12 protein-coding genes and 1 tRNA gene are annotated in these 12,685 nt (G+C 63.6%); 7 read left to right on the top strand and 6 right to left on the bottom strand.

All coding sequences use genetic code 11. The features are described from left to right. Positions 1-47 precede the first annotated feature (47 nt). Entirely contained in the window at positions 48-1,868 is a 1,821-nt protein-coding gene (locus J8847_RS10380; protein ID WP_229512690.1) for a hypothetical protein, read from the top strand. A 13-nt stretch (positions 1,869-1,881) separates the two neighbouring features. Here the strand turns inward: J8847_RS10380 and J8847_RS10375 are convergent, their stop codons facing one another. Further along, positions 1,882-2,622, bottom strand: coding sequence for a hypothetical protein (locus J8847_RS10375; RefSeq protein ID WP_211524623.1), 741 nt, complete (start codon positions 2,620-2,622; stop codon positions 1,882-1,884). A gap of 446 nt (positions 2,623-3,068) precedes the next feature. On the opposite strand from J8847_RS10375, the gene J8847_RS10370 reads away from it, so the two are divergent. The 4 genes from J8847_RS10370 (at position 3,069) to J8847_RS10355 (ending at position 6,336) form a co-directional block, all read left to right on the top strand. Further along, entirely contained in the window at positions 3,069-3,647 is a 579-nt protein-coding gene (locus J8847_RS10370; protein WP_211524622.1) for a lipocalin family protein, read from the top strand. Positions 3,648-3,841: 194 nt separating this feature from the next. Then, on the top strand, positions 3,842-4,768 hold the full coding sequence (locus J8847_RS10365) for a CAP domain-containing protein (RefSeq protein WP_229429975.1): 927 nt from the start codon (positions 3,842-3,844) through the stop codon (positions 4,766-4,768). 159 nt (positions 4,769-4,927) lie between these two features. Further along, the gene (locus J8847_RS10360; protein ID WP_211524621.1) at positions 4,928-5,395 is read left to right on the top strand and encodes a host attachment protein; all 468 of its coding nucleotides are present in this window, start codon (positions 4,928-4,930) and stop codon (positions 5,393-5,395) included. Between the two features lie 53 nt (positions 5,396-5,448). After that, entirely contained in the window at positions 5,449-6,336 is an 888-nt protein-coding gene (locus J8847_RS10355) for a UV damage endonuclease UvsE (RefSeq protein ID WP_211524620.1), read from the top strand. A 58-nt stretch (positions 6,337-6,394) separates the two neighbouring features. Here J8847_RS10355 and J8847_RS10350 read toward each other — a convergent pair whose 3' ends face one another. From J8847_RS10350 to ssuE, 3 genes are read right to left on the bottom strand one after another with little or no spacing between them, the layout of a single operon-like run. Continuing rightward, complete coding sequence (locus J8847_RS10350) at positions 6,395-7,090, bottom strand: alpha/beta fold hydrolase (RefSeq protein WP_211524619.1); 696 nt, start codon at positions 7,088-7,090, stop codon at positions 6,395-6,397. 14 nt (positions 7,091-7,104) lie between these two features. Continuing rightward, positions 7,105-7,299 (bottom strand): hypothetical protein, encoded by a 195-nt coding sequence (locus tag J8847_RS10345; RefSeq protein ID WP_211524618.1) that lies wholly within the window; start codon positions 7,297-7,299, stop codon positions 7,105-7,107. A gap of 26 nt (positions 7,300-7,325) precedes the next feature. Then, positions 7,326-7,907 (bottom strand): NADPH-dependent FMN reductase, encoded by a 582-nt coding sequence (gene ssuE / locus J8847_RS10340; RefSeq protein WP_211524617.1) that lies wholly within the window; start codon positions 7,905-7,907, stop codon positions 7,326-7,328. Between the two features lie 243 nt (positions 7,908-8,150). Here ssuE and J8847_RS10335 point away from each other — a divergent pair, with 243 nt between their 5' ends. Together J8847_RS10335 and J8847_RS10330 are read left to right on the top strand one after the other, a co-directional pair. Beyond that, a complete protein-coding gene (locus J8847_RS10335) occupies positions 8,151-8,648 on the top strand; it encodes an acyl-CoA thioesterase (RefSeq protein ID WP_211524616.1) in 498 nt (165 codons plus the stop codon). Positions 8,649-8,705: 57 nt separating this feature from the next. Next, positions 8,706-8,781: transfer RNA gene (locus J8847_RS10330), tRNA-Phe, on the top strand. A 521-nt stretch (positions 8,782-9,302) separates the two neighbouring features. On the opposite strand, the gene J8847_RS24145 is transcribed toward J8847_RS10330, so the two are convergent. Next, positions 9,303-10,193, bottom strand: coding sequence for a transposase (locus J8847_RS24145; protein WP_373999874.1), 891 nt, complete (start codon positions 10,191-10,193; stop codon positions 9,303-9,305). A 447-nt stretch (positions 10,194-10,640) separates the two neighbouring features. Next, entirely contained in the window at positions 10,641-11,597 is a 957-nt protein-coding gene (locus J8847_RS10320) for a GNAT family N-acetyltransferase (RefSeq protein WP_211524615.1), read from the bottom strand. Between the last annotated feature and the right edge of the window lie 1,088 nt (positions 11,598-12,685).

Below are 12,685 nucleotides of genomic sequence, written 5' to 3'. Positions count from 1 at the left end.
TGAGTTGCACGCATTGAGCTGCAAACCTTGTCCTCCAGGGAGGCGTCATGAAAGCGCGTTTCGTGTTGCCGGGGATCGCCGCCGCGGCCGTCCTCGCCGCTGTCCTCGTTACTGTGCCGTCCACCCAGGCCGAGCCCCCCAAGGCGCGGCCTGCCTTCGACCCGCTGTTCGCATCCACGGTCTGCACGCCGGCCCGTCCCGGCCGGCCGCCGCTGCTCGACCACCTGCTGCTGGCCCAGGCCCAGGTGGAAACCCGTCCCTTCCAGCCGGGCCAGCAGCCGCCCGCCAGGAAAGAGGCGGGCAAGGAAGCCCCGCCCCCGCTGTACGACAATCTCGGCGCCCTGCACGTCCCGGTCTCCACCAGGAATCCCAAGGCCCAGGCCTATTTCGACCAGGGCATGCGCCTGACCTTCTCCTTCAACCACGCCGAGGCGGCGCGCGCCTTCCGCGCCGCGCAGCAACTCGATCCATCCTGCGCCATGTGCTATTGGGGCGAAGCGCTGGCGCTCGGCCCCAACATCAACGCGCCGATGTTCCCCGAGGCGGTGGCCCCGGCGGCGGCGGCGGCGGCCAGCGCCATGCGCCACGCCAAGGGCGCCACCCCGGCCGAGCAGTCCCTGATCCGGGCCGTGTCGCGCCGCTACAGCACCGATCCGACGGCCGACCGGGCCGCGCTCGACAAGGCCTATGCGGACGCCATGACCGAGGCCGCGCGCGCCCATCCGAACAACGACACCATCCAGGTGCTGTACGCGGAGTCGCTGATGGACCTCTCCCCCTGGGACTACTGGGCGGAAGGCGGCGCCCAGCCCAAGAACCGCACGGCGGAGATGGTCGACGCCCTCGAGCGCGTACTCGAACGCAATCCCAGCCACCCGGGTGCGGCCCACTACTACATCCACGCGATGGAAGCCTCGACCCACCCCGACAAGGCGCTGCCTTCGGCGCGCGTGCTGGCGCAGCAGATTCCCGGCGCCGGCCACATCGTGCACATGCCGTCCCACATCTATTACCGGCTCGGCCTGTACCGCGAGGCGCTGCAGTCCAACCTGGACGCGATCGCGGCCGACGAACGCTATTTCGCGAACACCGGCAGCGACCCGGTCTACCGCGGCGCCTACTACCCGCACAACATCCACTTCGTGATGGTGTCGGCCCTGATGGGCGGCGACGGCAAGACCACGCTCGATGCCGCGTCCAAGCTCGACCAGGTGATCAGCCCCGAGCTGCTCAAGGGCATCGGGGTGCTGCAGCCGGTCAAGTCGGCGCCCTACTTCGCCCATGTGCAGTTCAGCAGCCCGGACACCCTGGTGTCCCTGCCCGATCCGGGCCCGGACTTCGTGCTGGTCAAGGCGATGTGGCACTACGCGCGCGCCGTCGGCCATGCGCGCAAGGGGGCGCATGCGGCGGCCCGGCGCGAGATCGCCGCGCTCGAGCGCATCGAACGGGCCGGCGACTTCAAGGCGGTCACGGACTGGGGCGTGCCGGGACGCGAAATCGTCCAGACCGCGCGGGCGGTGGCGCGTGGCCGGCTGGCCGACAGCCAGGGCGACCTCAAGGGCGCGATCGCGGCCTACCGCGAAGCGGTGGCGGTGCAGGACAGCCTGCCCTACATGGAACCGCCCTACTGGTACTACCCGGTGCGCCAGTCGCTCGGCGTGACGCTGCTGCGCGCGAAGCAGCTTGATGAGGCCGAGCAGGTGTTCCGGGCTTCGCTGGCGCGCACGCCCAGCAACGGCTGGGCCTTGCGCGGATTGATGGAAGTCTACCGGGTACGCGGCGACGAGGCGGCGCTGAGCGCGGCGCGCCAGCGTTTCGCCACCACCTGGCTCGGCAAGCCCGAAGGGCCGGCCCTGTCTTCGCTCTAGGCTGGCGCCCGGTTCAGAGCAGCGGATCGCTGTCCTTCGGATCGAAGGCCGGCGCATCGGCCCGCCGCTGTCCGAAGGCCGGCATGGGATCGCCACCCGTGCCGGCGCCGCCCGCATTGCCTCCGCGCCCGCTGCCTTGGCCGCCACCCTGGCCGCTGCCGCGCTCCGCACCGGCGCGCTCCGCGCCGCCCTTCCTGCCGGCGGCGCCCTGGGTGCGGGTGGGCCCCTGCAGCGGAATCGCCAGGCCGGCCGGAATGGCTTCCAGGTCGAGCGCGGCGCGGATGAAGTTGCGCAGGGAAACGACCAGCTCGGCCGTGTGGATGGGACGCCCCGCCGCCATGTCGCTGGCGGCCTGGCTGGCCAGGCGGCAATGCTCTTCCGTTCCGAGCAGGATGATGTCGGCCAGCGCAGCCTCGACCGCATCGCGGATGCGGCGCGCACGGTCCGACCCTTCCGCCCCCTCTTCGATGCCCTGCCGGCTTTGCCCATCCATGGCTTCCATCTGCGCCTGGGCCGCCACGCGCAGGTCGCGCAAATGGGTCGGATCCACCGTCAGCCGGCCGGTAAAGGAGCCGCCCAGGGTGCGGTAGGCGCCGATCAGGGTCTTGAGGCGCTCGTTGATCTGGCGGTTCATGCGCTCGCGGCGCTGCTGCACGGTCTGCATCACCAGGATGCGGATGCCGACCCCGAGCAGCGTGAACACGGCCAGGCCGATCATGGTGGTCAGCGCGGCCTGCCAGGAACTGAAATCCATCGAATGCACCGTTCTCCCAAACTTACGTAAAGCTACTCGATACTGCTTAAAGTCGGCGATACAGTTGGATTCCTGCTTCATAGGGGCCGGTTTCACTTTGCGCTCGGACGCAAGGCCAGCGCCTTCCCCTCCACAGGCAGTCACGGTGGAACTCACCGCAAGCCAATTCAGTTCTATCGGCATGTAGACGTAGCGCAGCAAGACCCTACGAGCTTTGGCTACAGCGTTCGAACTGAATTTGCTTCTGTATGACTAACCAAAATTGAATAAGTTTCGCGCGAACTGTTAGAACCCCTGTCCTCGACGAATGTGGTGTTGGCGCCAGTGTAGCGGGGCGCGTGTTTGCCCGGCGCCCGGTCCCGGGCCTGGCCCTTTCCACCCAAGCAAGCGCCGGCGAAACGCCTTGTCATTTACGCTAGCCTGCATCACATTGCCGAGAGACCGATATGAAACGCGTGTTACTGAGCAGCGCCCTGTGCGCGCTGGGCCTGCATGCCGGGGCCGCGCCGGCCGCGGAAGCGCTGGCCACCATCCCCGCGCTCGACGTCCAGCGCTACATGGGCGCCTGGTACGAGATCGCCAAATTCCCGAACGACTTCCAGAAGAAATGCGTGGGCGACACCACGGCCACCTACAGCCTGCGCGAGGACGGCAGGGTCAAGGTCGTCAACCGCTGCCGCACCAGGGATGGCGGGGCCGAGGTGGCCGAAGGCGTGGCGCGCCAGGTCGGCTCCGCGACCTCGCCCAGGCTCGAAGTGCGCTTCGCGCCCGCGATCCTGTCCTTCCTTCCCATGGTCTGGGGCGATTACTGGGTTATCGACCTCGACCAGGACTACCGGCTGTCCGCGGTCAGCGAGCCCAAGCGCGAATACCTGTGGATCCTGTCGCGCACGCCGCAGGTGGATGCCGCTGCTTACGAGGCCTTGCTGGCCCGCCTGCGGGCGCAGGGACTGGACACGTCCAGGCTGGTGCGCACCATCCACGGCAATAACCCTGGCACGCTTGCGCCAGCCCAGTTACGCTAGCCTGCCCGCATCCGGCCGATACCGCCTGGCCGGGGAGCCGGGCGGTTCTATGGTATTTTCGCGGACCGTCCCCATCTGGGCTTGGGCTGGAATGCATCGCAGCGCCGACCGCCAGGTTGGCGTTTTTACTTTCCGGGTGACTTGGCTGCCCGTCACGCCTGGCCATGCCGAAGCGGCATAGTGAATTCGAAGACATGTCTGATTGCACGATCCTGAAACGGGGACGACCGCAGGCGTCCCTCCTGCTTGCCGCCGCCATGCTGGCGGCCGCTGCGCCTGCGTCTGCGGGTAGCGCCGCCAGTGCGCAGCCGGCCTCGGCCGCCGGCGGCCAGGCGGGTGAGCTGGTCGCGATGATCAATGCCTACCGCGCCGCGCCCGGCTCCTGCAATGGCGAGACGGCGGCGCCCGTCCCACCCTTGCAAGCCCATCCGGCGCTGGCCCGGGTGCGCATCGGTCCCGGCACCTTCATCGAATACGCGCTCGAAGGCGCGGGCTATGCCGCCGAACAGGCCGAGGCGATCTCGGTCAGGGGGCCGGACGACGCCCAGGCGGCCATGAACGTGATCCAGCAGAAATATTGCCGCATCTTGCTGAACACGCGCTTCTCGGCGGCCGGCAGCTACCGCGACGGCAAGGAATGGACCGTGGTGTTCGCCCGTCCGGCGCCGCCCTTGCCGTCGGCCATCTTCCCCGACTGGCGCGACGCCGGCAAGCTCATCCTCGAGGGCGTCAACGCCGCGCGCGCCAGCGGCCACACCTGCGGCGACCAGCATTTCCCGCCCGCGCCCCCGCTGAGCTGGAACCCGGCCCTGGCGCAGGCCGCGCTCGGCCACAGCGAAGACATGGCGGCGCGCCGCTACTTCAGCCACACGGCCAAGGACGGCAGCAAGGCGGCGGAACGCACGCGGCGCGCCGGCTATCACTGGAAGCTGGTGGGCGAGAACATCGCCTTCGGCCAGCACACGCCGCAACAGGCCGTGGCCAGCTGGCTCGACAGTCCCGGCCACTGCGCCAACATCATGAACGCCCGCTTCACCGAGATGGGCGCGGCCTACGGCATCGCCGCCGAGAAACGGTCCGGCATCGTCTACTGGACCCAGGTGTTCGGCCAGCCGCGCTGAACGCCAAGGCCGGCGCAGGCCCCACATGCACCGGCCGCGGACGCGCCTTTCGTGCCTCCCCAAAAACCTGCTTCGGATAGACTTCCCTTGAACAGCTAGACGGGAAGTGAATCGATTGGTTCACTAAAGAAAAACATTTCCATCGTCAACGGAGGTAGCATGAATACAACCTGGATCGTGTCGGCCGACAGTGGCCGCGCCCGCATCTTTGCCGAATCCGACTCGAACACGCCGCTGCAGGAAGTGCAGGACCTGGTCAATCCCGCCGCGCGTACAGGCACGACCGACGAACTCAGCGACCGCATGAGCCCGCTCGCGGCCGGCCAGAGCAAGCACGGTTCGGGGGACGCGATGCCGACCAAGCAATACCAGCCGCAACAGACGCCGGAGCAGCGCGAGTCGCAGACCTTTGCCAGCGACATTTGCGCCATGCTGCTGCAGGCAAAACAGGAAGGCCGCTTCGACCGCCTGGCGCTGGTTGCGGAACCGCAATTCCTCGGCGCCTTGCGCAACCAGCTCGATCCCCAGCTCAAGGCGATGGTGAGCTACGAGATCGACAAGGACTACACGCACTCGAACGGCCAGCAGCTGCGCGAACAGATCCGCGCCCACCAGGCCAAGGGCTGATCCCGCCATCCGCCGCGCGCCCCGGCGCGCGGCAGCCACGCCTCTCACACCCCATGCGACCACAGCTCGGCCTCGTCTGCATCACCACGTCCAGGGACGTCCGCTACCGCGCGCTGACACGCAAGCGCCTGCTGGAGCATTCCGAAGACGGCCAGCGCCGGCTGCTGGAAGACATCTACCGCGACAACCTGCAGACCTTCGACGAAGCGATGCGCTATTGCGAGCGCGAAGGCATTTCCCTGTACCGTCTGCCCTCCTCGATCTTCCCCTTCGCTGACGAGCCGAACGGCCGCGCCATCCTGGAGCAATTCGCGCCACAGCTCGCGCGTTCGGGGCGGCGCGCGATCGAGCGCGGCATCCGCCTGGTGATGCACCCCGACCAGTTCGTCGTCCTGAGCTCGGATTCGGAAGGCGTGGTCGCCAACAGCGTCAAGATCCTGCAGATGCACGCCGACATCATGGACTTGCTGGACCAGCCGCGCTCTCCCTGGGCCCTGCTCGAGATCCACGGCGGCAAATCCGACCGCGCCGACGCGCTGGTGGAGCGCATCGCCCTGCTGCCCGAGGCGATCCGCTGCCGCATCGGCCTGGAGAACGACGAATACGCCTACAGCGCCGACGAGATCCACGCGATCTGCCTGCGCGCCGGGGTGCCGATGGTGTTCGACGCCCACCATCATGTGGTGCACGAGAAGCTGGACAGCTACGAGCACCCGAGCGTGGAAGCCATGCTGCGCAAGGCGCGCGAGACCTGGTCCGTGCCCGAACACCAGCTGGTGCACATCTCGAACGGCCGCAGCGGCTTCAACGACCGCCAGCATGCGGACCTGATCGACACCATGCCCTCCAGCTACCGGCTGGCGCCCTGGATCGAGATCGAGGCCAAGCTCAAGGAAGAAGCCATCCGCGCCCTGGACGGCTGGGAAGCGCGCACGGGCTGAGCTGCAGGGGCGGGCATGATCGGCGATGCTGCTTGCAACATCGATGCGAGGTGACGGCTCAGGTGTCCGCCAGACCGGCGAGCCAGGGCAGCACGGCCTCGAGCAGCGCGTCCGGAGCCTCGATCGGAATCATGTGGCCGGTGTTCTCGATCAGCTTGAAGCTTGAACCGGCGATCCCCGCGTGCAGCTCCTGCGCCTCTTCCAGGCTGCGCAGCCGGTCCTGGGCCGCGGCCACGACCAGGGTCGGGCAGCGGATGGCGTGCAGGCGGTCCAGGTCGCCCGGCCGCTCCAGCATCGACTGGCGGCGGAAGGCTTCGCCGCCCAGGCGCACGCCCATGGCGCGCACGCGCTCGATCAAGGCCTCGTTAGTGCGCTGGTCGGGATGCAGCGAAGTGGCGATGGCCGTGCGGCTCAGGCCCGCGAAGGACACGGAAGGAGCGGCCTTCGCCACCGCGCCCTTGCTCTGCCTGAGCGCGGGCGAATCGGGACGGGTCGAGGTGGCGATCAGCACCAGCGCGCGCACTCGTTCGGGCGCCTGGTAGACGATCTCGCGGGCGACGTAGCCGCCCATCGAAAAACCGATGAGCACGAAGGATGGCGGCGCATCGAGCAAGGCGCGGCGCGCCATTGCCTCGAGGGTGGAATCGTGACGCAGGTCGGCATGCACGAGCGGGCCGAAAGGCGCCAGCCGGTCGCGCATGCCGTCCCAGAGCGTCTCGTCGGCCATGTAGCCGGGAACGAGCAGGATGGACATCGCGCCATGATAGCTCAGGCGGCCGGCGGCGGAGCGAAGTCCTTGGCGAGCGGACGCGAACCCGGTCCCGGCACGGCATGGGCCGGCAGGTAGTCCGCCCCGGCAAACGTACGCGGCGGGGCCGGCCGGTAGCCGGCGGCGCAGGCGTCGGTAAACAGCAGGGCCAGGTCTTGCCGGCGTGCGGCGCGGCGGTCGTAATGGTCGTTCATGAAAATTCTTCAACAGCTTGCAGGTGTCAGGCGGCGAACGGCGCCTCGAACAGGTCTTCCTCTTGCTCCGCGCGTTCGCCCAGGAGCTGCAGTTCGGCGGCCAGCTGCTCCACGCCCTGGGCCACGCGGGCGGCGACCGGCGGCGCCAGGCGCAAGCCGCAGCCGATGCCGGCCGCGACCTGCTCGGAGGTGGCGTAAATGCTCGGCAGGATGAAGCGCGCCGCCATCGAGGACAGTACCGGCCGCAGCGCGTAGTCGAGCGCCAGCACGTGCGACTGGCTGCCGCCGGTGGCGACCGGCAGCACCAGCTTGCCGGCCAGGCCGTCCTGCGGCAGCAGGTCGAGGAAGAGCTTGAGGACGCCGGTGTACGAAGCCTTGTAGACCGGCGTGGCGATCACGATGGCGTCGGCCTCGCGCACCAGGGTGACGGCGCGCGCCACGCCTGGCTCGCAGGTATCGGCGCGCAGCAGGGCCTGGGCCGGCAGCTCGCGCACGTCGATGCGCGTACTGGGATGGCCGTGCAGCGTGAGTTTGTCCCCGATGTGCTGCAGCAGGCGGTTGCAGGAAGACTGCGGCGACGGGCTTCCGCCCAGCAGGATGACGCTCATGGTGTGCTCCGTTCTCGACTTCGATGGACACAGCCTAAGGCGCAGGCCGGGGCTTGCAAACGAATTGTTTCGCTCATCCTTATGCATTCGCCGTTTTAACTTTCCGCGCATATCGAAGGGCGGATTTCTTCCAAGCCGGGCCAGCCGGCAAACCATGCCTTACACCGGCGCGATGTGCCAGTCCCTGCTATCCTTGCTCGAGTACGCCATCCCGGATCTCCCTTTCATTCGACGAGCCAGACCATGAACCTCCCCGCCCACCAGCTCAGCATGACAGTGCTGATGACGCCCGATACCGCGAATTTTTCCGGCAACGTCCATGGCGGCACCATCCTGAAACTGCTCGACCAGGTCGCCTACGCCTGCGCCAGCCGCTACGCCGGCAGCTATGTGGTGACCATGAGCGTCGATCAGGTGACCTTCCGCCAGCCGATCCACGTGGGCGAGCTGGTCACCTTCCTGGCGGCCGTGAACTACACCGGCCGCAGCTCGATGGAAATCGGAATCAAGGTGATCGCGGAAGACATCCGCAGCAAGGTGGTGCGCCACGTGAACAGCTGCTTCTTCACGATGGTGGCGGTGGACGACGACCGCAAGCCGGTGGCCATCACACCGCTGGAGCCGAGCACACCGGAAGAACAGCGCCGCTTCGAGGAAGCCAAGGGACGGCGCGAATCGCGCCTGGCCCTGGAGCGCCAGCACGCCGAGCGCATCGCCGCCCGGGCGGGAGAGCAAAGCTGATTGTTGCTCCCGCGCCAATTGTTTATCGGCCGCAAACGCTGCTATAATGGCGTTCTTGGCCTGGTAGCTCAGTTGGTAGAGCAGAGGATTGAAAATCCTTGTGTCGGTGGTTCGATTCCGCCCCGGGCCACCAAGAATATAGTTCACGCAACGCCAACCATCACAGGTTGGCGTTTTCGTTTGTGGATTTCACAGTCCTCGGCTCCGGTCTATTTCCGCTACGCCGCGCCCCGCAAAAACAAGCCCGCAAACTCGCGACCAAATCGTCCGAGCGACCGCGTTCCCCGACGCGTCTGACATGTGGACGCACCGACCACTACCAATCGCTCGATTCGTCAAAGTCATCTTCCGATTGCCTTTGGTACCGGTAGCGGCTGCCATGGCGACATGGTGACCTCGGCGACACACTTGCAATGTCAGCCTTGGCCTGGCGTCGCCAAGTCGCCGACGTCGCCACCATTGCTCACGGAGGGTATCTTCATATACCCCCCACAATCACCTTCAAGGACGAATGACGATAACGCAAAACTCGGCTAGTGCAACACCGAAACCGACGCCGACGCCGACGCCAGCACCAAGGAATCCAAGGGATGGCGTGCTTCCATGGGAAGAATGCGCGCCAATGCGCGCCCAATCCACCCAAGTTAAGACATCTCAGCAGTTTTTCTGAGTCATCTGCTTGTGTGGTTTTGCACCTCGCTTCCTCGGCTTCGAGCGATTCTCCCGATGCCGGTAGGTCTTCCCGGCAATTAGATCGAGCAGGCCGCGCAGCAGCGTTCCTACCTTTCTGCCGATTTTTCCGCCAAGCAGAAGTATGGGCAGCAGCGGCTTGAGCGCGGTGTGGGCGTAAGCATGGTTGATGCGTCTGTCCTCGGGCAAATCGGCGTCGGCATGGGCGGTCATCGAGACGAGCGTTTGCAGGTTATCGCAAAGGATTTTGGCGGAAACGTCCTGGACCACCGCCTGCTGACTCAAACCAGTGACGTGTTCGAGATTGAGGCGGTGCTTGAGGCGTTTCAACGCTTCCTCGATGCCCCAGCGCTTGTGATAGAGCTCGCCAAAGCAGTCGCCTGGAAAGAGTTTGTTGTCGCACAGATTGGTCATCAGCACGCGATGCTCGCCATTGGGCAAGACGTGACGGACCAAGCGCACGCGCTGCGGCTTGCGCGGGCATTCGTAGTCCAGCGCATCTTGTTTGCTCGGAGCCCGCAGCATGACGATGCGTTCGATAGCGCCAGAGCGCACGAACTCGCGCACGCAGGTGTAGCCGCCGTCGTTAGTGTCGACGCGCATGCACAGTTTGATGGTGCGTTGGTTCAGTACGGCGACCAACCAACTGGCGGGATAGCCTCGATCAAACAGCAGCAGGTCATCGGGAGAAAGGCGGTCGAGGTGTTCGATCAGAAACTGGCGTTCTCCACACTCGTGGATACCATGCAGGGAGGCGGCGAGCATTAGGTCGGGACCCGGTAGAAACAGGCCGAACAGGATTTGATCGGCATGGGCAGCCCGCTTGACATGGCTAGCGAGCAGTCCGAAACGCACGGTCTAGCCAGCGGCGGCGACCAGGCGCAGGCCGCGCCAGCGCGGCACAAATCCATCCTGCTCGACACGTGCAATTAACCAGTCGTTCAGACCCGGAATGGCAACTAGGGACAGCTTGGCGCGCGCCTGAGCGAACGCCTGTTCGGACACCTCGTGGACCAGCTGCGCCTGCAGACGCAGATGCGCAAAAAAAGGTGTCCAGTTAGGCTTGAACTCTCATGCGCATCCCGGTCAGCATGATCGCAACCAAGGTCGCCAACGCCAGCTTGCAGCAGCGGAAAAACGCTGTGGGGTGATCCGGACGGCGGGCATCGCGGAGAAATTCTGTTGAGCATAGGCGAGGGTGAAATCTTGAAACAGCGTGGTCAGAACGGACATGGCACTGGCTGTTGTGACGCGCAACATCCATCGCATTCGGGAACATCCTGGCCGCTTCCCTACCGCGACTCAACTTTTTAATCTTCTTATCCAAGCCTTCACATATTTTTTTACCCCGTACCGCTCTAACAACCGCCCTATTGCGCCGCTAACGAGTAGCAAGTAGTAATGAGCACTTACTAAAATTCTATGACGAACTGTATCGCGCAATAAATAGAGATCGACGAACTCTTTGCGGTGGGTCGAAAACATCGACTTATATTGCGCTTCTCCTGGGCCAAAATCGATTTCCTTATAATTGCCAGACGAAAAAACATCCTCAATAATATGATAGAGCAGCACAGTTCCCGCAGATAAATTGGAAAACTCTGGTAGATATCCAACCGTATCGTAAATTAATCGATCACCTTGCTGGCGACACCATGCAAAAGCGATAGCTCTACCAGAGTCCCGAAGAAGGTATCCGCGTGCTTGCCCATTCCGTGCTAAATTTTTCATATGCGCAAGGAAGGCCTCGCTATCTGCTAACCCGGCATGAAGTAATTTTGTCTGGTATGTCTGCTTCGAAATGCGCAAAGCTTCTGAATAGAATTCAGAAATCGTCTCATAATCAACATAAACTTCCCAACTAGGAAGCCCCTGTTGACGTTCCGCAAAACGTCGAACCGAGCGAGTCAAGTTTTGACGGGACTTCGTGGAAAATTTATTCAAATACTCCGTGAAGCTTCCACTCACCGATACATAATAAAGTACATCACGACACGGCACGTAACCGAGGAAAGATCCGTATTTTCTTAAGCCTGGCTTAAAGTTCTCAGCTGGTACTTTCCTGCAAAATACACCATCATTCTCATCCCCCAACATTTCAGCAAGTACTTCGGGTGCTGAGGGCCAGCCTTCTTGCTCAAACCTTTTGGGGATAAGTACTAATAGTTCAGGATACCAATTTCCAAGGACCAATTCTCCTAATAAGTACTTTAGACGGACCTTGACTTTGCTCACCGACTCAAATTGAATTTCATTCACTTCTACGCATTCCGAAAATTTTAACAAAATGTGCGGGCATATCATGTTGATTGCTCGCTGCATCGGTCGGCAGCAGCGCTACCGGATCTGAGGGATATACAGGGTGGTCGAGAAAGTCCATTCCGAGAAGCACAGAACGCGGTTTCCCGCCTGCCGTTTAAGGACAGGCGATTCAAGCGCACGAGCCGTCATATCGCGTCGGTGAACATACCGTCGCGCCACGAAATAAGGCATGGCGTGGCAATAATCTGAAAAGACCTGAACACCTTCCCCATGGGGCCACAATATCATGCCCCGTGCTGCCAGGAAGTGTCAACATGTCAATTATTTCGGACTATCTGGCTCGCGGTGGCGTGCTGGCCGGCATGAGCGGAGCTGGCGGCGCTCGGCCGGGCAGTGAGTGCAGCTTGCCCCGTAGTGACCATCGTTGCGTGCTTCGTGATGAACCGGCCAATCTTGGTGAAGTCAGGGGCAATGCCCCGGTGATCCACACGCAGCCGAGATCAGGACGGGCCAAGCGCCCAGCTCACACAGCGAATGCACGCCCTGCATCACACCGTAAAGAATCAAGCTCGTCATCTGACGCGACAAACAAGTTAAACTGCTGATCGTCGGGAGTGCCCGACTTCTTGGAAGCTGTACCCATCGCTGAAATCGCGATATTGTTAAAAACAATACTGTAAACCGGGATGGGCTTTTACTATATCCTCTACCGGCGCGGCGGCGCGAGCTTGTTCTCCGCGGTGGCCTGAGGCGGGCGTATCAGGGCGAAGAGTGTTGAGCGCATTTTTAAAAAAAATGTAGGATAATGCTTGATTATTTATTTATCGGGGTATCGGTCTCTTCATGCAAACTCACTTCACGTATGATGTCGAGATCTCGGTTGATGCCCAACCAGGGCTTGCCAGCGGCAACGCTGGTGTCGCGCAACTTCGAACTGCCGGGCGTCGCGCGCCGGCCGGTGCACGGGGAAAGCGGCAAGGATGAGTCCCTGGCAAGTGCGCGACGTGCCGTTCAAGTTTCAGCTGAGCGACTGTACCTTGTTCCAGGTCAATGAAGGCGGCCTGCGCTACTTTGATTTCATCGAA

The organism is Massilia sp. AB1 (assembly GCF_018119385.1).
GTDB lineage: Bacteria > Pseudomonadota > Gammaproteobacteria > Burkholderiales > Burkholderiaceae_D > Telluria.
The sequence above is the reverse complement of the archived record's forward strand: the minus strand, read 5'-3'. Positions and strand labels throughout refer to the sequence as shown.

Bases quoted from the DNA above. Each gene is read 5' to 3' on its own strand.
- J8847_RS10380 (WP_229512690.1), top strand. From the start codon at position 48: ATGAAAGCGCGTTTCGTGTTGCCGGGGATCGCCGCCGCGGCCGTCCTC.
- J8847_RS10375 (WP_211524623.1), bottom strand. From the start codon at position 2,622: ATGGATTTCAGTTCCTGGCAGGCCGCGCTGACCACCATGATCGGCCTG.
- J8847_RS10370 (WP_211524622.1), top strand. From the start codon at position 3,069: ATGAAACGCGTGTTACTGAGCAGCGCCCTGTGCGCGCTGGGCCTGCAT.
- J8847_RS10365 (WP_229429975.1), top strand. From the start codon at position 3,842: ATGTCTGATTGCACGATCCTGAAACGGGGACGACCGCAGGCGTCCCTC.
- J8847_RS10360 (WP_211524621.1), top strand. From the start codon at position 4,928: ATGAATACAACCTGGATCGTGTCGGCCGACAGTGGCCGCGCCCGCATC.
- J8847_RS10355 (WP_211524620.1), top strand. From the start codon at position 5,449: ATGCGACCACAGCTCGGCCTCGTCTGCATCACCACGTCCAGGGACGTC.
- J8847_RS10350 (WP_211524619.1), bottom strand. From the start codon at position 7,090: ATGTCCATCCTGCTCGTTCCCGGCTACATGGCCGACGAGACGCTCTGG.
- J8847_RS10345 (WP_211524618.1), bottom strand. From the start codon at position 7,299: ATGAACGACCATTACGACCGCCGCGCCGCACGCCGGCAAGACCTGGCC.
- ssuE (WP_211524617.1), bottom strand. From the start codon at position 7,907: ATGAGCGTCATCCTGCTGGGCGGAAGCCCGTCGCCGCAGTCTTCCTGC.
- J8847_RS10335 (WP_211524616.1), top strand. From the start codon at position 8,151: ATGAACCTCCCCGCCCACCAGCTCAGCATGACAGTGCTGATGACGCCC.